18 protein-coding genes are annotated in these 20,603 nt (G+C 61.3%); 9 read left to right on the top strand and 9 right to left on the bottom strand.

Annotation, left to right across the window (positions count from 1 at the left end; genetic code table 11):
• Positions 1-725: 725 nt before the first annotated feature.
• The 7 genes from GGQ85_RS09295 to fliL form a co-directional block, all read right to left on the bottom strand.
• Positions 726-2,279 (bottom strand): alginate export family protein, encoded by a 1,554-nt coding sequence (locus GGQ85_RS09295; RefSeq protein ID WP_309774251.1) that lies wholly within the window; start codon positions 2,277-2,279, stop codon positions 726-728.
• A 670-nt stretch (positions 2,280-2,949) separates the two neighbouring features.
• Complete coding sequence (locus tag GGQ85_RS09290; protein WP_309774250.1) at positions 2,950-3,204, bottom strand: hypothetical protein; 255 nt, start codon at positions 3,202-3,204, stop codon at positions 2,950-2,952.
• 48 nt (positions 3,205-3,252) lie between these two features.
• Positions 3,253-6,978: a tetratricopeptide repeat protein gene (locus GGQ85_RS09285; RefSeq protein WP_309774249.1), complete on the bottom strand. Its 3,726-nt coding sequence runs from the start codon at positions 6,976-6,978 to the stop codon at positions 3,253-3,255.
• A gap of 263 nt (positions 6,979-7,241) precedes the next feature.
• On the bottom strand, positions 7,242-8,045 hold the full coding sequence (locus tag GGQ85_RS09280) for a MotE family protein (protein WP_309774248.1): 804 nt from the start codon (positions 8,043-8,045) through the stop codon (positions 7,242-7,244).
• Positions 8,042-8,476, bottom strand: a complete 435-nt coding sequence (locus tag GGQ85_RS09275) for a DUF6468 domain-containing protein (protein ID WP_079446169.1) — start codon at positions 8,474-8,476, stop codon at positions 8,042-8,044. The genes GGQ85_RS09280 and GGQ85_RS09275 overlap by 4 nt, the downstream gene beginning before the upstream one ends.
• Positions 8,473-9,678 carry a flagellar motor switch protein FliM gene (gene fliM / locus GGQ85_RS09270; protein WP_309774247.1) on the bottom strand — a complete coding sequence of 402 codons (1,206 nt, stop codon included), beginning with the start codon at positions 9,676-9,678 and terminating at the stop codon, positions 8,473-8,475. The genes GGQ85_RS09275 and fliM overlap by 4 nt, the downstream gene beginning before the upstream one ends.
• Positions 9,679-9,801: 123 nt before the next feature.
• On the bottom strand, positions 9,802-10,293 hold the full coding sequence (gene fliL, locus GGQ85_RS09265; RefSeq protein WP_309774246.1) for a flagellar basal body-associated protein FliL: 492 nt from the start codon (positions 10,291-10,293) through the stop codon (positions 9,802-9,804).
• Between the two features lie 518 nt (positions 10,294-10,811).
• Here fliL and flgF point away from each other — a divergent pair.
• The 6 genes from flgF (at position 10,812) to GGQ85_RS09235 (ending at position 17,089) form a co-directional block, all read left to right on the top strand.
• Positions 10,812-11,579: a flagellar basal-body rod protein FlgF gene (gene flgF, locus GGQ85_RS09260; RefSeq protein WP_309774245.1), complete on the top strand. Its 768-nt coding sequence runs from the start codon at positions 10,812-10,814 to the stop codon at positions 11,577-11,579.
• A gap of 12 nt (positions 11,580-11,591) precedes the next feature.
• Entirely contained in the window at positions 11,592-12,380 is a 789-nt protein-coding gene (gene flgG / locus GGQ85_RS09255; protein ID WP_079446165.1) for a flagellar basal-body rod protein FlgG, read from the top strand.
• A 42-nt stretch (positions 12,381-12,422) separates the two neighbouring features.
• Positions 12,423-13,556, top strand: a complete 1,134-nt coding sequence (gene flgA / locus GGQ85_RS09250) for a flagellar basal body P-ring formation chaperone FlgA (protein WP_309774243.1) — start codon at positions 12,423-12,425, stop codon at positions 13,554-13,556.
• Between the two features lie 5 nt (positions 13,557-13,561).
• Positions 13,562-14,320, top strand: a complete 759-nt coding sequence (gene flgH / locus GGQ85_RS09245) for a flagellar basal body L-ring protein FlgH (RefSeq protein ID WP_079446164.1) — start codon at positions 13,562-13,564, stop codon at positions 14,318-14,320.
• Positions 14,321-14,577: 257 nt separating this feature from the next.
• The gene (locus GGQ85_RS09240) at positions 14,578-14,865 is read left to right on the top strand and encodes a hypothetical protein (RefSeq protein WP_079446163.1); all 288 of its coding nucleotides are present in this window, start codon (positions 14,578-14,580) and stop codon (positions 14,863-14,865) included.
• A gap of 355 nt (positions 14,866-15,220) precedes the next feature.
• Positions 15,221-17,089 carry a patatin-like phospholipase family protein gene (locus GGQ85_RS09235; RefSeq protein WP_309774241.1) on the top strand — a complete coding sequence of 623 codons (1,869 nt, stop codon included), beginning with the start codon at positions 15,221-15,223 and terminating at the stop codon, positions 17,087-17,089.
• 152 nt (positions 17,090-17,241) lie between these two features.
• Here GGQ85_RS09235 and dksA read toward each other — a convergent pair whose 3' ends face one another.
• Together dksA and GGQ85_RS09225 are read right to left on the bottom strand one after the other, a co-directional pair.
• Positions 17,242-17,607, bottom strand: a complete 366-nt coding sequence (dksA, locus tag GGQ85_RS09230) for an RNA polymerase-binding protein DksA (protein ID WP_244553437.1) — start codon at positions 17,605-17,607, stop codon at positions 17,242-17,244.
• A 262-nt stretch (positions 17,608-17,869) separates the two neighbouring features.
• A complete protein-coding gene (locus tag GGQ85_RS09225) occupies positions 17,870-18,283 on the bottom strand; it encodes a flagellar assembly protein FliX (protein ID WP_079446161.1) in 414 nt (137 codons plus the stop codon).
• Between the two features lie 304 nt (positions 18,284-18,587).
• On the opposite strand from GGQ85_RS09225, the gene GGQ85_RS09220 reads away from it, so the two are divergent.
• The 3 genes from GGQ85_RS09220 to GGQ85_RS09210 are packed head-to-tail and all read left to right on the top strand — an operon-like array spanning position 18,588 to position 20,589.
• A complete protein-coding gene (locus GGQ85_RS09220; RefSeq protein WP_309774239.1) occupies positions 18,588-19,712 on the top strand; it encodes a flagellar basal body P-ring protein FlgI in 1,125 nt (374 codons plus the stop codon).
• On the top strand, positions 19,712-20,101 hold the full coding sequence (gene flgJ / locus GGQ85_RS09215; protein WP_309774238.1) for a flagellar assembly peptidoglycan hydrolase FlgJ: 390 nt from the start codon (positions 19,712-19,714) through the stop codon (positions 20,099-20,101). The genes GGQ85_RS09220 and flgJ overlap by 1 nt, the downstream gene beginning before the upstream one ends.
• Complete coding sequence (locus GGQ85_RS09210) at positions 20,098-20,589, top strand: hypothetical protein (protein WP_079446158.1); 492 nt, start codon at positions 20,098-20,100, stop codon at positions 20,587-20,589. The genes flgJ and GGQ85_RS09210 overlap by 4 nt, the downstream gene beginning before the upstream one ends.
• The last annotated feature ends 14 nt before the right edge of the window (positions 20,590-20,603 follow it).

The following is a 20,603-nucleotide window of genomic DNA, read 5'->3' as shown; positions in this document are numbered from 1 at the left end:
GCGGGTTCGGATCCCCGCTGAGCCGCAACATTCGAAAAACGTTTCGCGCAGTCGTTGGCTGACCGCAGCCGTCCGCGCATGCCGGGGCGCTCCTCGTTAGCGAGGAACGCGCGCGGCCACCCAGAACAGCGATCATCTAAAAACAGGACGACTCGGGATGCCCCCCGGCCGATAGCCTATCGATATGTTTCTCGCTATACATCGTACAGCGCGGTGTCAACATGCAGGCTGCATCAAACAAGAGATAAATGAAAAGAAAGAAGGTCTTAAGTAAAGTAGATTGCACAAAACTCTGCGTTACCTTGCGGTTTCGCTTAGGGCATCAATGAAAAGCAGGCTTGATGCGAGCTGTCATCGCTTTGTCATAGGGCGCGTTCGATAATAGTTGATTTTCGAACGAGTGCTCGGCGCGGTTGAAGTCCACGCATCAAACAAGGGATATCGATGCACGAGCGCGAACAGGTACGGCGCGGGGCGCGGAAGATGCGAGCGACGCCTCGAACATATTCTTGCGCGGAATCGACTCGCGACGGCTCGCGCGTCCGGCCGAGGTCGGATCCCTTGGCTGGTATCGTTATGTTATGTTGCCGCCGCGCGATGATTGAACAGGGTGACGAGGGTTTCACCCGGCAACTGCCGACCGTCCTTCTATTCTGCCGTCGGGACATGACTGCAGATGATGCCGGCCCACAGGCATTTGCTGTTGGGCCGGCACGGTCGTTACTTTAAAAGAAGAAGCTCGTCTGGAGATAGCCGTAGACGGTGTCGGCCGTGTTGGGTGCGTTGGGAGCGTCCTGCAGAAACCGACCTTTAAACAAATAGGCTGCCCCCGTTTCAAATAGCATGGCATCGGGGACAACCCAGTATCGCAGACGAGCCTCGATCTGCTGGCCGGCGAAGTTCCCGGATCGGCCGGTACGGTCCCGTACCTGTGTGAGGCCGAAGCTGTCGGTGCGATCCGCCAGGAAAAGCGTGCGGTAGGCGAAGAAGGCATCCCAGATCGGGCTCGGCGTGACCTCGAAGCGTATCGCCGGTGAGATCATGTTCGATCGCTGCAGCGGCCCGTAGAGGTCGACTGGGTTGTATTCGCGGCGGACGCCGAACAGACTGTCGAAACGGGTGAAGGTATTAGGGTTTCTGCTGTCGCCGCTGCCGTGATCGTATTGCAGCGCGACCCGCGGCAGCCAGGGCGCAGCGAAGGTATAGCCCGCCTCGCCATGGAAGAAGTAGGCCGACACCTTGAGGTCGCGCGTGTCGGTGACGGCAGTCGTCTCCCGGGCGAGACCCGTCTGGTAGATCGCCTCGAAATCGTAGTCCCACTGCCCGGGCTTCTTCGCCCGCGCCAACCGCGCGCCAGGAGTGAACAGGCGACGGTTTCGGGTCTGCACCGATTGCGGACCCGTCGTCCCAGTATCCTGCTCGTACAGGCCGTAGCCATAGACCTCGAACGATCCGCCGAACACCTTCGCGAAGGTATAGGAACCGCCGAACAGTTGAAAGTCCGGGCTCTCCGAGTCGAGCTCGATCGTATTGTTGCGGATGCCTCGTGTGTCATCGGGCAACCGGGTCTGCGGCATGGTCCAGAGCAGGGTCATCTGATCTTTGTTCGTGCCCTTCCAGTCGTAGGACAGGCCGGTGAAGGAGTTGATGGTGTTGCGCATTAAATTGCGCGCCACGAGGCGGCGTGAGCCGATGTCCTTCGTGAACCGGCCGGCGGTGAGACTGCTCCTCGATCCATCGTGCAGGACATCGGAGAGATCGACGTTAAGATAGGCTTGGCCGAGTTCGAGGGCGTTCACCTCATTGGTGGAGACCGCCGAGTTTCGCGGCTCGCCGTAGCCACGGCTATCGAACAGCTCCGCGCCGATCTTCACCGTGCCGAGATTGTACTCGGCGAAAATATTGGTGAAGAACGAGGCCAAATAGTCATCACGCGCGGCAGGCGCCGGACGAAATTGGTTGGCGAGCCCTTCACCACGGGCGCGAATAGAGCCGTTAATCGTGAGATTGTCGGGTCGTCCGAGTGTGTCGTAGAGCGAGTACAGCGGCGTTGGCGTGGTCGCCTTGAACTGAGGCCAGGTTTGCGGCTTCGGCTCAGCATCTCCGTTCTGGGCTACGGCATGGCCATGGCCAGGACCCTGGCCTTCGTCGCCCTGTGCATGCGCAAGATTCGGAGGAATGGCGACAAGCAGAACGATGGACAGGAAAACCAGTCCTGCCGTCGAACCGAGGAAAGAACTCTTCATCAAATTCATATCACCCCCAAGTTGCTCTGTCATGGCGGGTTCGGATCCGCTGAGCTGCAACATTCGAAAAACGTTTCACGCAGTCCTGGATCGACGCAGCCGTCCGCGCATGCCGCACACTCCTCATCAATGAGGAACGATGCGACCACTCAAAAACAATGATCATCTAAAGTAGGAAGATGCCTCAATCCGATAGCTTGTCGATGTGTCTATCGGCATATTTCGCATTGTATGATGTCGACGTTGTATGGTGTCAACACGCAGAGAGCATCGAACAAAACATAAGAATACTTCTGACTCCATCATAAGCGGAGAAAGAAGATCTTGAGTGCGTAAAGGCAACTGCACAGAATTCTGTACCGCCTTGCGACTTCGCTTTTTGGCTTCAATTGAAGACAAACTTGATAGCGGTGTCATCTCTTGTCGTAGGACTGCGTTCGACAGCAGTCGATCTCGACGGAGTGCTCGACGCGATTGAAATCCATGCATCAAACAAGAGAGGGAGCATCGCTTCTCACTTCATCAAAAGCAAAAGAATATCTTGAGCGCGCAAGGGCGGCTGCACAGAATTCTGTACCACTCGCGGTTTCGCTTCGGGCATCAATTGAAGGAAAACTTGATGGCGGTGTCATCGTTTGTCGTAGGACTGCGTGCGATAGCAGTTGATCTCGACGAAGTGCTCAACGCGATTGAAATCCACACATCAAACAAGAGATGGAGCATCGCTTCTCACTTCATCAAAAGCGAAGGAAGATCTTAAGTGCGTGCGGATCTGCCTTCGCCTCTTCCGGCGGCAGCGGCCTTCGTCGTCACGTCGAAAAACCAGATCTCGTTCCCGCAGGATCGCGCGCTCGCGGCGATAGACGGCGTTGATCGCTCTGTCTGCGCCGTCCGCTTCTTCCATGCGTCCTTGAATGTCGAGCGGGCGGTAGGCGACGAAGGCATCCCATTCGTCCAAGTCGGCCTACTCATGCGGCGATGACCCCGCGTCGGGTACACACATCCGTCAGCGTGATGCCTCGGCGCGCTCCGATCCGACGATCTGCGGTAGCGTGCCCGTGGGAGACGGATCTGCCGCTGCCTCTTCGGGCGGCGGCGCCGTTTTTGTCGTCATGTCGGGAAAACGCGATTTCATTTCGCGCAGGAAGCCACTCAGCGTATCCACCTTCGCCGCCATCTTGGCAATCTGCTCGAACTCGGCGCTGTTGCCCGCCGCCGGCTTGCTCGCGATATCAAAAGCGACCTTATCGGCGCTGCCGTTCATCAGCGGTGCATATTTTTCGCGGAAGCGCGCAAGCCCAAGCGCGTCCTCGGAGAGCGCGTAGCCGATGACAGCGCGAATGATGTCGCTCTTCTCGTTCGGCTTGAGCGGTTTGAAATCGCGCCAGCGCTCGCCGTAATAAAGCTCGACCTGTTCGGACGCCTCGCGCCAGCGCCGAGACGCCCAGTAAATATCGGACCGCAGACGAATCGCCTCACGCCCGGCGAGATTTGAGATGATGTCGAGCGCGAGATCGCGGCGGCCGACATCGCTCTGCGCGCGCGCTTCGAGCAGCAAGCGCTGCTGACGTAATTCACCGGCGAGATCCGCGATCCGCGTCGTGCGAAGTGCGGAGATTGCCCGGTCCGGCTTGCGGTTCATCAGATAGACCATTGCCAGCCGCGCGGCGACCTGCGCGCGTGCTGCACCCTCCAGCCGATGATCGATCTGGTATTGCAGGAGTTCGCCCGCCTGATCGAGCAGATCGAAGGCGACCAGACGATCCGCGAGCCGGCGGATCATCTCGTCGCCGCGACGGCCAATCGGAGTCAGGTCGCGAAAGTCGTAGAACATCGCCAACGCATCGACCGGCGGAAGATTGTCGCCTTTCGTGCTGAGGAAGAGCTGGGCGAACAGCGCCGCCGCGTCATCCTGAATCTGGCGTGACACCGCGGAGTCCGGTTCCAGCCGCGTGGCCGTCCTTGACGCCGCCAGCGCCTCCGCATAGCGGCCGGTATCGATATAGAGCGCCATCAGCATTTTCAGCGTCTGCACTTCCAGCCTATCGCCGCGCCACATCACCGACAGCGTTTCGAGATCGCGCAGCGCATCTTCCGGTTTGATCTCGTTGCGCTTCTGTCGCAACGCGATGTTGTGAAGCTGCGCCTCGGTCGCGGCTTCGCGGTCCGGCGAGGCCATCACCTCCTTGTACTGAGCAAGCGCATCCTTGTCGCGCCCGAGCGCTTCCGACAGCCGTCCGCGCATGACTGTAATCCGGGGCTTCAACTCGTCGGGAATGCCGAGCGCGTCGAGATCACTGCTGCACGAAGCGACCCCGGAAAAATCCCCGACCTCAAGCGAGGCTCGCATCGCAGCAGCGACGATCGCGCGCTGCAAATCGATTGGCAATACCGATATGGCGAAATGAGCGTTTTTGAACTTCTCCCGTGCTTCCGCCCACTTATGCTGCTGCGCGAGCGCAAGTGCCTTCCAGAGTTGAGAATCGTAATTGGCTCCGATCGCCGGATTAGCGAGATCCCGCATAGCCGACGCCGTATAGTTCGTCAGCGAACTTGCAACTGAGTGTACGATCAGCAGAACCGGATCTTCCTGTCCGGGATTCCGTTCGGACAATGCGAGGTCAAGAACCGCCCTGGCTTCGTGATAGAAGCCGCGCGCCATGTAGAACCGGGCGAGGTCGATCCGCGCCGTGGCCCGCGCATCATCGTCACCCGCCGTCGACGCGGCGTCGACCAGTTCATCGAGCCGCTTGAAGAGATCGGCCTTGCTGTCCTTCTGCCATTGCTCGACATCGAAGATCGGCTGAGCCGTTGCCGCGCGCTCGGGCGCGGCATTAGCCGCCGACAGGGTAAGACCGCCCCGTCGGGTCACCGTGACCTTGTCGGAGGCGACCTCGACGGCAATATCGTCGGACTTTGGCTCGACCACCACGCCATGGATCGATTCACCCAGCGAAAACTCCACGAATTGCTGACGCCTGACAAAGCCGCGCGCCGGCGGCAGCGCGGTCACGACCATCAGGGCAGTGCCCGAGTCGGGATCGACGATCCGGTGCAGCTTGCCGGGGCCTGCGAGCGGCACAGTGACGCTTGCGTGAGCCCGATCGATCACATCGCGCTGTGCATAAAGCGCGCGCGATGGCTGTTGTACGGCATCGGCAAACGTCACGATCCAGCTCTCGCCCGCCGCGGTGGATGCAGACCCCTTCGAGTCTCCGGCCAAGAGGGCGGCCAATTGCGGACGAGCCAGGCGGATACGAATTGCCTGCCCGTTGTTCAAGGGACGGCGATCGATGTCGGTGATGAGCGACCCGCCCTCCTTTTGAATCGCACCGGTATCGATCGGCTGCTCGGAGTCGAACACCAGCCACACCGTATCGGCCCGCCGGAACAGCGCGGCCGGCGCCGGCGCGCCGAATCCGAACGTCAGACGAAAACCCTCGGTGCGTCTCTCAGCGTCGAGGGTCACAGCGTCATGCGCGATTGCCTTTCTTGATGGCGCCGGAGCGATCGCAGGCTCCGACGCCGCCGCGGCCTTTACGGAGTCCTGCTTGATAGCAATATTTTCTGCTGGCTTCTCCTCTGCCGGCTTCGCTTCTGAAACCTCCGCCTTTGAAGGAGCGGTGGAGGGCTCTGCGGCGGCAACCGGTTTTTCGACCGGAGACTGAACAGATGCGAGGGGTGCAGCGATAGCCGGCGCGGCTTCGGAAGTTTTTGCCGCCGGCGCGGGTTTGACATCAGACGCCGGAGGCCGAACCGTCAGCCCGGCTTGCTCCGCAATCGTCTGAGAGGTCGGCGGCGGAATCTCGGCTGCCTTTTCGGCGGAAGCGCCCTGCGGCCGAGCTTCGGTTGACGCGAGCGGCACCGGCAGTATCGGTTTGCCGGTCTGCTGAAAGCCGATATCGACGATGTAGCTCTTCTCTTCACGAAACGAATGCACATCGACATCGCCGATCAGTTTTATTTCGATCCGCGAGCCCTCGCCGTCGACCTTCTGCGCGATTGAGCCGATATTGGCTGGCGCCACCAGTTTCGCATCCGCCAGATCGAACGTCAGCGCAGGCTTGAACAGCAACGCAAGCGTTTGCTCATTGAGGTTGGAAGAGACACCGCTGCCGTCCGGCAGCTCAAAAACATAGCGCACGAAGGTCGGCTGCAACGAAGCGCGCACGCGAACCGGTGACCGCTTCTTCGCCGCTTCGAGGCTGCGCTGTTCGCGCAAGGCGCGCTCGGCGGCGCGGGCACGTTCCGCCAGTTCTCGAACCACCTCCTGCGGCAATTCAGGCGGCGGCCCCTTCCAGCCGTCAGGCATCAAATCGATGAAGACGCGCTCGCCGGCGGTCATTGTATTGACGGTGACCTTGCGCGCCAGCGCCAGACGAATGGCCGAACCATCCGGATCGCGGCGCGCCGAGCCGACATAGTCCGGCACCGCGTCCGAGATCCTGTCGACGGGAATATCCACCGGCCGCTTGAATCGGATCAGAAGGACGGTACCCGCCACCGTCACCTCGGAATCGACATCATCCTCGAGCGTAAGCACGAGGCGCGCGAAACCGTTCGCCGCCACAAAGCTCGCCTCTCCCTGGACCACCTGCGCGCGACTTGCATCGGGAAACGCCGCGGCCAGCAGCAGCACGGCTGTCGCGAACGCCGGAATAAAGTCGCGCCGAAGCCGCCGCGCGCAAGCGCGCGCTTGCGACCAACATCGAGCGGCAATCGTCCGCGCCATTCCAGATAGTCTCTCGACTCGAATCCGTGACCGGACGCTCGCACGCCGGTCAGACCGAACACTAGGATTGTGGAATTAAGGACTTGTTAAACAACGATCCTCGTGGAGTAAATTTGACATTCGCTACCGACGTCGCAGCAAAGCCGGCAAGCGAATGTTAAATTCAAAACTCCATTGGAAACCCAATAGTTGCTAGCGGTCCTTTGATTCTAACCTTCGCAAGGAGGCTCGCTGAAGCGGAATGCGAATATTAGAACGGACCACTAGTTGCGAGTCGACTGCGTCGGCTGGCCCTCGATCTTCGGAAGATTGGAGGCCGCGGTTGCGTTGCCACCGCTCGCACGGCGCGCCAGTTCGACCGTCAACCGTTCCGCAGCCTCGGGAGACATCTGACCGAGAATCTCCGACATCTTGCGCGGCGCGATCTTCGAGGCGATCTCGAACAGTACCGGCATTTCCAGCCGGTCAAACACCTTGGCCGCCTCCTTCGGCTTCATGTTCTCGTACATCGTCACGAGACCCTTGAAGCGAGCAATCTCGGCCTCGTTCTTCTCCGCGGTCGCGGTCGCGATCCGCGCTTCGATGCCCTTCATCTGCTCGACGCGGCCCTGGATGCGATGTTCAGCGGCTTGCAAAAGGCTTTCGCGAATGTCAATTTCCCGAGCACGTGCTTCAATTTCCTGTCGCCGGCTCTGAAGGCGCTCGAGGATGGCCCGCTCGGAGGGCGACACAGACTGACCCGGCTTGGGGAGAGTGCCTACCTTCGCCACGCCCGGCGTGTCTGCTGCCTGGGCGGGTTCTTCTTGCTTCGCCTTATCTTCTCCCGCACTGTCCTTGCCGGCGGCGTCTTTGTTCTTCGCCTCGACCGATCCGGTGATGTCGCCCGCGTCCGGAGCTGCGCCTGGAAAGTTCAAATTCTCCTGCGCCCATGATGGACGGGCTGAATCCCGCCGGACATCGAGGACATAGCCGCCGTCGATCACGAGCCCCGCGACCTTGAGCACCGCGAGGCCGAAGATCGCAGCCGCTACGACGGGAATGACCCGGATGTCCCTGAAAGCACTCATGCAGCGAGGCCGTTCGTCCTTTTGCGTTCGGAAAATGCCCGCGCCGCGGCTGCGACAGAGCGGGCATCACTCGTCACGGCCTCCGGTTCCGGGGCCGCCGGCGGACGCGCCGCAAGCGCGATCCTTGTCAACCGCCGCATGACGGCATCGCCCTCAGCCAGTTGCTTCGCCAACTGTCGCGACAAATCGGTGGCCAACGAAATCTGGTTACCGAGATTGTCGTTGACGTCGCGCACCGTGTGCTTCAGCCCGCCGATGGCGCGCTCGGCGATCTCGGTCGCCGTGATCAGTTCGCTGATCGTCGCCTTGAGCGACTGTTCATCCGCCCTCAGCCGCTTCAGCCGCTTGTTCAGTAGCATGCAGTAACCGATTGTCAGAACGAGAAGAACCGCAACAAGGCTCTCGATCGCTAATCCGAAAGAGTGGTTCATTGGGCCTCCATCATCTTGGTCTGCTCGTCCGCTCTCTCGAACATGGCGAAGGTGGTGTTCGGTTTGCGCAAATGTCTCGACACGCGAATGGCGACGCGGTCGCCGACCCGCCCCATGCGGCCTTCGGTGAGCGTAACGCTGCCGCACCGAACCGCCACCGACGCATCGGGCCGCATCTCAAGCGCAAGGGTGTCGCCGACCTTCAGGGTCATAAGCTGCTTGAGCGGGATTTCGGCCTCATACAACACAGCGTCCACGGCGATCTGCGCCTGCGAGATCTCGGTGGCGAGGTGGCTTTCCCAGATCGGATCACGGCCGAACTTTTCACCCATGAACATCTGCAACAGAACGTTGCGGATCGGCTCAATGGTGGCGTAGGGAAGCAGCAGTTCGATGGTGCCGCCACGATCTTCCATGTCGATCCGCAGCCGGACCAGGATCGCCGCATTGGCCGGACGGGTGATCGCCGCGAACCGCGGATTGGTTTCGAGACGGTCGATCGAAAACGACACTGGCGAAAGCGGCCGGAACGCCTGCTCCGCGTCGGCCAGAACAACCTCCACCAGCCGCTTTACCAGATTGGTTTCAATCGTCGTGTAGGGCCGCCCTTCGATGCGGAGCGAGGTCTGGCCGCGACGGCCACCCAGCAACACGTCGATCATGGAGTAGATCAGACTGGAATCCACCATCGCCAGTCCGAAGTTCTCCCACTCCTCGGCCTTGAACACGCTGAGCACCGCCGGCAGGGGTATCGAGTTCAGGTAGTCGCCAAAGCGGACCGAGGTGATGCGATCAAGCGAGACCTCGACGTTGTCGGAAGTGAAATTGCGAAGCGACGTCGTCATCAGCCGCACCAGGCGATCGAACACGATCTCCAGCATCGGCAGGCGCTCATACGACACCATCGCCGAGTCGATGATCGCCCGAATGCCCGAATTGTCGTCGACGTTGATCTCGCCGACGCTAAAGCCGAGCAGGTTGTCGATTTCCTCCTGCGACAGAACCCGCTCGCCGCCGTTTTTGCCGCTGCCGAAATCGCGGCCGCCGTCGTCGACCATGGCGGCCCATTGTTCCGCCATCGCGTCCGTGAGTTCATTCGCGGCAGCGGACTTCGCCGCTTCGGCTGGATCCTCCGAGTCGAGCGAGGCTTCCCACTGGGCTGCGATTGCATCCTGATCAATCTGATCGCTATCGTCCGCCATGATCCCGTTTCCGCGCTAGCGCCCGTTTCCGAAGTTCGTTCCTTGGAGTGCCGCTTGCGATTTGAAGCTCCTGATACGAGCTTGCGGCATATGATGTAGCAACTTCAAAAACAGCGACACTCCTCACTGGATGACGACTTCCTTGAACAGCACCGCATTGACATGATCAGGCGAGATCACAGCATTCACCCGTTTGGTCAGTTCTTCCTTCAGGCGGAATAACCCGGCTGAACCGTTGAGATCACTTGGACGCAGTTCGCGCATATAAGTCTGAAACAAATCGGTGACCCGGGGCAGCGCCGGCTTGATCTTCTCGACCTGCGGCTCCTCCTTCACCTCAAGAACGACCTTCACTTTCAGATATTGCACCCGCTCTCCGGGCGCGCCGACCAGGTTGACCAGCATGTCCGGTATGTCGACGAAGGACGGCGGCTTCGGCGGCGGCGCTTCAGCAAGCTGCTCGCCGTCGTGATGGCGGAATAAAAAGAACCAGATGCTGCCGCCGGTGACGAGAATCAGCAGCACGGCGCCGACCGCGACAATCAGCTTGAACCTTTTCTTGGCCGGCGGCGCGTCTCGATCTGCCGCTTTCTCAGCCTGATCATTCTCAGCCATCGTCAGCTCGCCCTTTCACCCAGGGTCGGTCCGAGTGCTGCCGAGCAGGCTGGATACGCAGAACAGATGCCGCCGGCGCACACGCGCCCTATTGCCTTGACACTCGTGCCCGAACCCGAAGCTCGTCGCTCCCGCAACGGCCTGCGAACTTCGAATTCGACGTTCACCAGCATCCATTCTGGTGTGTTTTGGTCAGAAGTTCGCTTTCGAGGTAGTGGCGAAAATGCGGAGAACTTCTGGGCTGCCACACTAGGTACGCAATGGTTAACGGAACCTTTCTTTTAACCATAACTAGGAAGATTTTGCCGGGCCGATATGGTCAACAGGGCCTTAATTACCGGGTCTTCCACGGGGAAGATTTCAATAAACGACTGATAATCCATCGCTTCTGAAGCTGGCACGGCTTTCGCTATCCCTTTCTTGAACCGCAGGCTTGGGAGAGCCTCGAGGTTCGATCGATCCGGTGTCGCGGCCTGGGAGGGCTTTCTTCACACGGATCCTCAAGGGGAGAACCACCGATGGAGAATACGCTCCTCATCGGACTGTCGCGGCAGATGATGCTGGAACGGCGGATAGACGTCATTGCGAACAACGTCGCGAACGTCAACACCAACGGTTACAAGGCCGACCGCTCGCTGTTCGAGGAATACCTGATGCCGGGAGCGCACGAAGACAACTTCGTCGGCCGCGACCGCCGCTTAAGCTTTGTCCAGGACCGCGCCACCTTCCACGACTTCGCCGGCGGCCCGACCGAGCAGACCAAGAGCCCACTCGATGTCGCCATCGACGGCAAGGCGTTTCTGGTGGTGCAGACGCCGAACGGCGAGCGCTACACCCGCGACGGCGGATTACAGCTCAATTCACAGGGACAACTGGTAACGGCATCGGGCTTTCCGGTACTCGGCTCCAATGGCCCGATCAGGTTCCAGCAAACCGACCGTGACATTACGATTTCCGCCGACGGCACCGTGACCGTGATCGAGGGCATCAACAACGCGACCAACTCGATCCGCGGCACGCTGCGGCTAGTCTCCTTCCCGCAAGCCCAAAAGCTGATCAAGGAGGGATCCAACCTCTACGCCGCGGGCGCAGGCAATTCCGCTCAGCCAGATACGAACGCACAAGTCCATCAGGGCTTCATTGAGCGCTCCAACGTCAATGCGGTGACCGAGATGAGCCGCATGGTCGAGGTGTCCCGCGCCTACACGCAGATGGCGACGCTGTTGCAGCAGCAAACCGATCTGCAACGATCCGCCATTGAAAAACTCGCCGACGTTCCGGCATAAGGAAACCATATCATGCGTGCTCTCTATACCGCAGCAACCGGAATGGCGGCTCAAGAACTAAACGTTCAGGTCATCTCCAACAATATCGCGAACCTGCGCACCACCGGTTACAAAAAGCAACGGGCCGCGTTTCAAGACCTCATCTACGACCACGTCCGCCGCGTCGGCGCGCAGGCCTCAGCTCAGGGAACCATATTGCCCGTGGGCATCGATCTCGGCGGCGGCGTGAAAACAGTCGGAACGCCGCGACAGATGAGTCAAGGCACGCTGTCGCAGACCGGCAACGATCTCGACATCGCCATTCGCGGCGAAGGCTTCTTCAAGATCCAGATGCCGGACGGTACCTTTCAGTATACTCGCGACGGCACGTTCCAGATGGACAACCAGGGTCGCATCGTCAATGCGCAGGGCAATCCGGTGCAGCCGACGATCACGATTCCCCAAAACTCCGCTGGCATTACCATCAACGCGCAGGGCCAGGTCTCGGTGACGCTGCCGGGGCAGACCACTCCGACGGTGCTTGGCCAGATCGGCCTGACCCGCTTCATCAACAAGGCGGGCCTGCAGCCGGTCGGCGACAACAACTTCAAGGAGACGCCCGCCTCCGGTCCGTTCCAGGACGGCATCGCAAACATCGACGGCTTCGGCGACATGCAGCAGTCGAACCTTGAGCAGGCCAATGTCGAGGTGGTCTCTGAAATCTCCGATCTGATCGCCGCACAACGCGCCTACGAGATGAACGCCAAAGTCGTCAGCGCCGCCGACCAGATGCTGCAATCCGCAGCCGCGCTGTTCCGCTAAAGCATGATCCCGAAAAGTGGAAACCGGTTTTTGGATAAGATCATGCTCGGTCAAAAAGAAGAGAGGCTGATCATGGCCGTCCGCTCCTTTCTCATCGCTGGCGCGCTGCTGGCGGCGTCCATTCCGGCGCTGGCCGGCAATGACGTGGCTCCGCGCCGCATCGTCCTGGCGAGCACGATCCAGACCGCGGCCGCCCTTCCGGCTCCTGTGCTTCGCGGCCATGTCGACATTACGGACGAGGTGGTGAGAATCGGCGACCTTGTCGATAACGCCGGTGACGCAGCGCAGGTTGCGATCTACCGCTCTCCCAACCCCGGCACCACGGGCAGCCTGTTGGCTACCCAGGTGCTCGACGTTCTCCGCGCGCATCAGGTGATCGGCGTCGAGACTCACGGCATCCGCAACGTCGCGGTGACACGGCTCGCGCGCACCCTCGAACCGGACGACGTCGAATTGCGGATCGCGGTCGCGCTCGAACACCGCAATGGACTTGGCGACGCCAAGAACCTGCAGCTGACCTTCGATAAAGACTTTACGGCAATCCATCTCGATGCCGCTAACAACGGCGCCATCAATCCGATGGTAACCCGGTTCGACCCGCGCAATGGTCGCTTCGACGTCACGCTCGAGGTCGGCAACGACTCCGGCGCCGCACCGGCCCGCCTCCGCTTCACCGGAGTCGCCGTCGAGACTGTCGAGGCCGCGGTGCTGGCTCGCGACGTGGACCGTAACGCCCAGCTGAAATTTTCCGACATCGTCATGGAGCGTCGCCCCAAGGCCGAGGTCGGCCACGATGCCGCGAGCCGCGACCACGCCGTCGGGATGCAGATGCGGCGGCAGATGCGCGCCGGTCAGGCGCTGCACGGCGCCGACCTGACCAGACCAGACCTTGTGCAACGCGACGAGGCGGTGACCCTGATCTACCAGGCCGCGGGAATTTATCTCACCGTGCGCGGCCAGGCGACCGAAGCCGGCACCGAGGGGGACATCGTCACTGTTCTCAACCTGCAATCGAAGCGCACCGTGTCCGGCGTGGTGGTCGGGCGAGGTCAGGTGTCGGTGTCTCCCATCACGCCGGTTGCGCCCCGCAAGCTGGCGAGCGCCGAGCCGGCGGCAGCGGCAACAGCCCCCGTCTCCGCCCAGAGCGGCACGCCCACATCTTCAAAAGCCGAGTAACGTTCATGTTGAAGTTCGCGCGCATCAACCGCATCGTCCTAACCGGCTCATTGCTAGCGGCCGCCGGCCTCGCCAGCGGATGCTCGTCCATCGATCGCCTTTCGCAGATCGGCGAGTCACCCAAGCTGACCGCGATCGACAATCCGACGACGCAGCCGGGCTACAAACCCGTGCAGATGCCGATGCCAAAACCGGAGACGGTGTCCTACAACGCCAACTCGCTGTGGCGGAACGGCTCGCGCGCGTTCTTCAGGGATCAGCGCGCGGCGCGGGTCGGCGACCTTCTGACTGTGACCGTGAACTTCACCGACAAGGCCAACATCGCCAACCAGACCCAGCGCAGCCGCACCAGCAAGGAAGATTCCGGCATCACCGATTTCATTGGCAGCAAAACCATCGGCAATCCAGCAACCGCGGTCCTGCCTGGCCGTATCCTGACCACCGACTCCACCTCGCTGAGCGACGGCAAGGGCTCGGTCCAACGTCAGGAGAACTTGCAGACCAGCGTCGCCGCGGTCGTGACGCAACTGCTGCCGAACGGCAATCTCGTGGTCGAAGGCAAGCAGGAAATCCGCGTCAACAACGAAATCCGCGAATTGATCGTCGCCGGCATCGTGCGACCTGAGGATATCCAGAGCGACAACACTATCGATTCAAGCAAGATCGCGCAGGCCCGCATCGCCTACGGCGGCCGCGGCCAGATCAGCGATGTCCAGCAGCCGCGCTACGGTCAACAGGTGATGGACGTGCTGCTGCCGTTCTAGATTCTCGAGAGCTCCCCACCGGATCGCGATCCCAGGCGCGAGACGGCGACGACCCCGGCGATGCCATGCATCGTTCGGGGGATGCGGCCTCCGGCGGCTCCCCTGCCGGAGGCCGTGTCTATCTTCGAGAACAGAGAGCAGGCCTTGTTCGTTCGCTGATGAGCAGCGAATTTTTAATGACCCCTTGGTCTGTGCGTCGCACTTGCGATGGCTATATATCCGTGACATTCCGCAAGTCGAGACTGCCGGAGCGTCCAATGACCCTCGCCGTCCGAATCCTGCTTGTCGTTGCCGCCTGCCTGATCGGCTTGTCCGACACGGCACAGGCGCGCCACCGGCACCGCCCTGTCTACACGCTTATGCCTTCAGCGCCCATTATCGTGATGCCAGCGCCCTCACCGCGCCTCAGCATCGGCGGGGGCAATCTGCCGGGCGTGCCGAACACAACGTGGCCTGGAACTATCGGCACAGGCGCCGTGCCAAGCGGCCTGAGTGGCGACAGCCCAACCACGCCGGGATTTCCCGGCAGGGTCGGGCGCGACTAGAACAGAGCGAAGGTTCGGCCACCCCGCATGCGACCCGCTCGCTGCGCGTAGTAAAAAGGGGTTCGAAGGTTAAGTCCTCGGGGTCAAGCCGGGGAAAGGACGGGATTGGGTTCGCCGCAGCGCGTCACGCGCGCGACGTTAGAGCATGATCCCGAAAGTGGACACCGGTTTTCGGACAAGATCATGCTCAATGAAAGAATAAAACAGAGTTTGATTCAACGCGGTTGAATCGGACTGTAGAGAGCGGATTCCACATTCGCTTCACGTTGCCGCAAACCCTGTGGGCAAGTGTCAAAATCAGAGCTTTTGCCGCAACGGAATGCAATGCTTAAACGAACCAATAGGAGTTGCGGTATTGACGCCAAAACCCGATCCCGATCTTCAGCAACGCGACGCGCTGCTCCAGACCGTGCTTCGCGACTACTTTGCGTCCGACAACGCTGCGATCCTGAACACCATCCGGTCCGAGGCCGAATATGTCGATCTCGTCTCCGGCGAGATTCTGCTGCGTCAAGGCGACATCAGTGACGACGTGTACTTCGTCCTGTCGGGACGGCTGCACGCATTTTCCGAGACAGACTCCGGCGCGAGAAAAATTCTCGGCGAGATCGGGCGCGGTGAAACCATAGGCGAGCTCGCGCTGTTCACCGGCGAGCCACGCTCGGCAACCATCTTGGCGGTGCGCGATACGCTGCTGGTCAAAGTAACGCGCGCTATGATCGAGCGCGCGATCCTGCAACATCCGGAAATCGAAATGTCGATGATGCGGGTCGTGATCCGGCGATTTCGCGAGCGCGAGCGACAAGCGCCGCTGGTGCCAGTGAACATCTGCATCCTGCCGGTCACGTCCGGGGCGGATGCCGCCGATTTTGCGCGAAGCCTGCGTAACGCGCAAGCCGCAAAGGCCGGGTCGGTGACGGTCGTCACCGCCGATGACGTCGCCAGACACTTCGGGATCGCTCGGGACCCCTCGTCTGAACAGCGCAACGATGCGCTTGCCGGCTATATCGACGAAATCGAGGCTCAGAGCCGCGGCGTGTATCTTGCCGCCGACGGAAGCGACACCGCATGGACCCGGTTTTGCCTTCGTCATGCCGACGAGGTGCTGCTGCTCGCCGACGCCGGCCACGATCCCGGTCTCTCGGCTGTCGAGCAGGCTTTCCTGTCACCCGCCGCTCCCATTTCGATCGCGCGACAGACACTGGTTCTGCTGCACAAGGCCGATACGACAATTCCCACCGGCACGGCGCGTTGGCTGAACGCGCGGCCGGATGCGCGGCACTTTCACATTCGCCCGCTATTGCCCGCGGACATGCGTCGGCTCGCTCGCATCGTATCCGGACGCGGTGTCGGACTTGTGCTGTCCGGCGGAGGCGCGCGCGGTTTCGCTCATCTCGGCGTCATCAAGGCGCTGGAAGAGGCGGGCATTCCCGTCGACATGCTTGGCGGCAGCTCAATCGGCGCGGTCATGGGGATGGTACTGGCGCTCGGGCGCAGCGCGGATGAAGTCGCAGCCGCCGTCCGGAAGGCGTTCCTCGAACACCCGAGGGGCAACGTCACCGGCGACTACAATTTCATTCCGCTGGTATCGCTGATCAAGGGTGCGCGCACGCGAAGCGCGATGACGCAGGCCGTGCGCGATGCCACAGGCCGGGACGCAATCGACAGCGAGGATTGCTGGACCACCTTCTTCACTATCGCGTCAGACTTTTCGGCCGGTAGCGAAGCCGTCCTGCTGCGAGGCGACCTGACCCGCAACGTCGGCGCAAGCTACGCAATACCCGGTGCGCTGCCGCCGGTCTTCGTCGGCGGGCACATGATGTATGATGGCAGCACGTTCAACAATTTCCCGGTCGACGTGATGGCGCGGCTCGGCGCCGGTCGCATCATCGGCGTCGATCTCTCGGTCGATCGCGGGCAGGTGTTCGACATTGACTGCGTTCCTGGAACGCTCGCCTTGCTGCGCGACAAACTGAAACCGCGTGCGAAGCGGCGTTACCGTCTGCCGAGCGTGCCCGAGACGATGCTGCGGTCATCGTTCATCACTTCGATCTCCAAACAAAAGGAGATGGGAAAGTTCACCGACCTATTGTTTCAGCCGCGCGTCCCCGAGTGCCGCTTGCTGGACTGGAACCGCTTCGACGAGATGGTCGCCGCCGGCTACAGCCAGGCCCGGCAGATGCTGGCCGGCCTGACCGACGCGCAGCGGGAGATGTTCAGGTAAGCCGTTGCCGGCGAGCCGCCACGCCAACGATTATTCTGACGCGTTTTCTTGCGCCGAACCGGTACTGTCGTGTCGAACACCAGGACATGCTTCGCTCGCGAACTCACGCCTATACCGCGGCCCGCGCCGCCAAGGCATCGGCGCCGCCTGCCCTACTCGTCCCGATAAATCTTTTCCCGCTTTTCGTGGCGCTCCTGGGCTTCGACAGAAAGCGTCGCGATCGGTCGCGCTTCGAGCCGCTTCAGCGAGATCGGCTCGCCGGTTTCCTCACAATAGCCATAGGTATTGTCTTCAATTCGCTGCAAGGCGGCGTCAATCTTGGAGATCAGCTTTCGCTGCCGATCACGGGCTCGCAGCTCGATGGCGCGGTCGGTTTCCGAGGACGCGCGATCGGCGAGGTCGGGAAGGTTAACGTTCTCTTCCTGAAGAGTCTGCAGCGTAACCTTCGATTCGCGGAGGATATCGTCCTTCCATGCCAGCAACTTGGCGCGAAAATATTCGCGCTGGCGCTCGTTCATGAAAGGCTCTTTTTCGGAGGGCCTGTAGTTCTTCAACTTTTCCAAATGCATTCCTGCTCGGTGCAAGGCACCGGACGGACGGTCCGGCTGCGGCGGAGCTTATATAGCGGCCGTTTGTGACAGACAATATCGTCGCACCAAAACCCGTCCTTGACAGCTCGGGGCTTCCGCGTTCCTGCTTCCTCTGCCCGATGTGGAACCCCGGTCTGCGCAGCGTATCGAGGCCATCTTTTCAACGGGTTCCATCGCGTCCCGGCTGCTTTCAGAATTGCCCCGCCTTGGCCAGTTCCACCTCGACGCGCAATTCAATTTCAGCCAGGACCGCGTCGAGACCGGCATCGCCGGAGGACGATTTCAGCTCGGCAGCGGCAGTGCGCAGCCGGATCACGGTTGACGCGTCGAAGTTGCCGGAAAGCAGCCCGATCTTAAGATCGTCGAGCACGTCCAGCGCGCCCCTGCCCCGCTGTACCGAGCGCTTGCGCCGCTCCGCCGGATCGTCTTCGACGCCCTGCAACGCCAGCAAAGCATCGATGGTGGCAGGCGCTTTCGGCGCGGCCGCGGCCCTGCTTTCCATTGTAGCGGCCGGGTCCGGCAGAGAAAATTCGCTTCCGCCCGTTCGCCGCGCGGACGGGGCCTGCGTTCCCGGCGTTGTGCCGTTCGGTCCGTAAATTCGCATCGATCATCTCGCCCGAATATTGATGGCGCGCCATGCCGGTCAAGGAGTGCGCACCGGATGACTCCAGCAAGAGAACCGTGGGCCGTTATGGTTAACGAAGCGTGAATGCCCGGCAAATTCTGCCGACGCGGGCAACTTCGCCACCGCCTCCCGCCTGCGCAGCTTTATCCACCACATCGATCTTCCAACGATATCAATACTATATGCCATGCGCCGCGATGGCACGAACCTCGCATAGTTAACGGCGGATGACCGTCATGGGAGTGGCGGCCAGCCGGACCGAACCCTCAGCGGGGAGCAGAGGATGCTTGGCGTTGGTATTTTAAGGATTGTCCGGATCGCCGTCGCGGCGCTTGTCGCGCTGCCGCCGCTGGGCATGCCTGCGCACGCGACCTCACGGATCAAGGACCTCGCGAATATCGAAGGCGTGCGACAAAACCAGTTGATCGGTTACGGCCTCGTGGTCGGCCTCAACGGCAGCGGCGACACCCTCAACAATATTCCTTTCACCAAGCAGTCGCTGCAGGCGATGCTGGAACGCATGGGCGTCAACATTCGCGGCGCCACCATCCGAACCGGCAACGTCGCGGCCGTCATGGTGACCGGCAACCTGCCCGCCTTCGCCACCCAAGGCACCCGCATGGACGTCACGGTCTCGGCCATGGGCGATGCCAAAAGCCTGCAAGGCGGCACCTTGCTCGTCACGCCGTTGCTCGGCGCCGACGGCAATGTTTATGCGGTGGCGCAGGGCTCGCTTGCGATCGGCGGCTTTGCCGCTGAAGGCGCCGCCGCGAGCGTCACCAAGGGCGTGCCAACCAATGGGCGCATCGCCAACGGCGCCATCGTCGAGCGCGAGATCGAATTCGCACTGAACCGGATGCCGAATGTCCGGCTGGCGCTGCGTAACGGCGACTTCACCACCGCCAAGCGCATCGCCGCCGCAGTCAACGATTTCCTCGGCACGAAGACTGCCGAGCCAATCGATCCGTCCACTGTGCAACTCTCCATCCCAGGGGAATACAAAGGCAACGTCGTCGCACTCCTGACCGAGATCGAGCAGCTGCAGGTCGAGCCGGACATCGCAGCAAAGATCATTATCGACGAACGTTCCGGGATCATCGTGATGGGACGCGACGTCCGCGTCGCCACCGTCGCGGTAGCGCAAGGCAACCTCACTGTGTCCATTTCCGAAAGTCCGCAGGTCAGCCAGCCTAATCCGCTGGCACGCGGGCGAACGGTGGTGACACCGCGCACAGACGTCGGCGTGAGCGAGGACGGCAAGAAACTCGCGCTGGTCAAGAACGGCGTCTCGCTTCAGGAGCTTGTCGACGGACTCAACGGCCTCGGCATCGGGCCACGCGACCTGATCGGCATTCTACAGGCGATCAAGGCGGCCGGCGCAATCGAAGCCGATATCGAGGTGATGTGATGGAAGCTCACACTGTCAATGACCTGATAACCACCGCTTATCGCAGCACCCCTCGCATGAAGCCGATGCTGAACGGCCGTCCCGATCCGCAGCTCGCGCGAGCGCTGGAACACGTCCCTCCGCGGTCAATAGAGAAAGCCAAAACAACCTCGGAGGATTTCGAGGCGATGTTCCTCAATTCCATGTTTTCGCAAATGACGTCCGGGCTGAAGGGCGAAGGCCCGTTCGGCGATACGCCAGGCACCGGAGTGTGGCGCTCGATGCTCACAGAGCAGTATTCCAGATCGTTCGCCAAGGCCGGCGGCGTCGGCATCTCCGACACGGTGTTCCGCGCCCTGATCATGCAACAGGCGAGCCAGACCAAGCCAAGTTCAAAGGAGAGCGCATGACACCGAAGTCCCGGGATCCGCAGGCGTCCCTTCTCCCGCCTCCCGTATCGACGCCAGCGGACGCACGCAAGCTCGCCGACGACATGCTCGACATCATGAACGCGCTGCTTGCCGTCATCGAGCGCGAGACCGAGCTGGTGCGCGCCGGCAAGATTCGCGAAGGCATGGCGCTCGAGAGCCGGAAGACAGAACTATCGCGCCGCTACGTCGATGCCATCAGGCAATTCAAGACCAGCCAAGTCTACATGACTCAGTCGACGCCTGACCTGCTCACGGCGCTGCAACGCCACCACGACACATTCCGCGCCATGCTCCAGGTGAATCTCACGGTGCTCGCTACCGCGCACGCGGTTTCGGAAGGAATCGTTCGCGGCGTCAGTGCCGAAGCGCAGCGCCGCGCCACGCCGCAGACTTATACGGCAAGCGGACAGCGCAGCGCACCCTCGCGTCAGCACATGAGCCCCCTCGCAGTCAGCCGTTCGCTTTAACGCGCGAACCGGCA

This window comes from Nitrobacter vulgaris (genome assembly GCF_031453995.1).
Classification (GTDB): Bacteria; Pseudomonadota; Alphaproteobacteria; order Rhizobiales; family Xanthobacteraceae; genus Nitrobacter; species Nitrobacter vulgaris.
Note: the sequence above shows the minus strand (reverse complement) of the source record. Positions and strands in the feature narration are given on the sequence as shown.

Bases quoted from the DNA above. Each gene is read 5' to 3' on its own strand.
- GGQ85_RS09295 (WP_309774251.1), bottom strand. From the start codon at position 2,279: ATGACAGAGCAACTTGGGGGTGATATGAATTTGATGAAGAGTTCTTTC.
- GGQ85_RS09285 (WP_309774249.1), bottom strand. From the start codon at position 6,978: ATGGCGCGGACGATTGCCGCTCGATGTTGGTCGCAAGCGCGCGCTTGC.
- GGQ85_RS09280 (WP_309774248.1), bottom strand. From the start codon at position 8,045: ATGAGTGCTTTCAGGGACATCCGGGTCATTCCCGTCGTAGCGGCTGCG.
- GGQ85_RS09275 (WP_079446169.1), bottom strand. From the start codon at position 8,476: ATGAACCACTCTTTCGGATTAGCGATCGAGAGCCTTGTTGCGGTTCTT.
- fliM (WP_309774247.1), bottom strand. From the start codon at position 9,678: ATGGCGGACGATAGCGATCAGATTGATCAGGATGCAATCGCAGCCCAG.
- fliL (WP_309774246.1), bottom strand. From the start codon at position 10,293: ATGGCTGAGAATGATCAGGCTGAGAAAGCGGCAGATCGAGACGCGCCG.
- flgF (WP_309774245.1), top strand. From the start codon at position 10,812: ATGGAGAATACGCTCCTCATCGGACTGTCGCGGCAGATGATGCTGGAA.
- flgG (WP_079446165.1), top strand. From the start codon at position 11,592: ATGCGTGCTCTCTATACCGCAGCAACCGGAATGGCGGCTCAAGAACTA.
- flgA (WP_309774243.1), top strand. From the start codon at position 12,423: ATGCTCGGTCAAAAAGAAGAGAGGCTGATCATGGCCGTCCGCTCCTTT.
- flgH (WP_079446164.1), top strand. From the start codon at position 13,562: ATGTTGAAGTTCGCGCGCATCAACCGCATCGTCCTAACCGGCTCATTG.
- GGQ85_RS09240 (WP_079446163.1), top strand. From the start codon at position 14,578: ATGACCCTCGCCGTCCGAATCCTGCTTGTCGTTGCCGCCTGCCTGATC.
- dksA (WP_244553437.1), bottom strand. From the start codon at position 17,607: ATGAACGAGCGCCAGCGCGAATATTTTCGCGCCAAGTTGCTGGCATGG.
- GGQ85_RS09225 (WP_079446161.1), bottom strand. From the start codon at position 18,283: ATGCGAATTTACGGACCGAACGGCACAACGCCGGGAACGCAGGCCCCG.
- GGQ85_RS09220 (WP_309774239.1), top strand. From the start codon at position 18,588: ATGCTTGGCGTTGGTATTTTAAGGATTGTCCGGATCGCCGTCGCGGCG.
- flgJ (WP_309774238.1), top strand. From the start codon at position 19,712: ATGGAAGCTCACACTGTCAATGACCTGATAACCACCGCTTATCGCAGC.
- GGQ85_RS09210 (WP_079446158.1), top strand. From the start codon at position 20,098: ATGACACCGAAGTCCCGGGATCCGCAGGCGTCCCTTCTCCCGCCTCCC.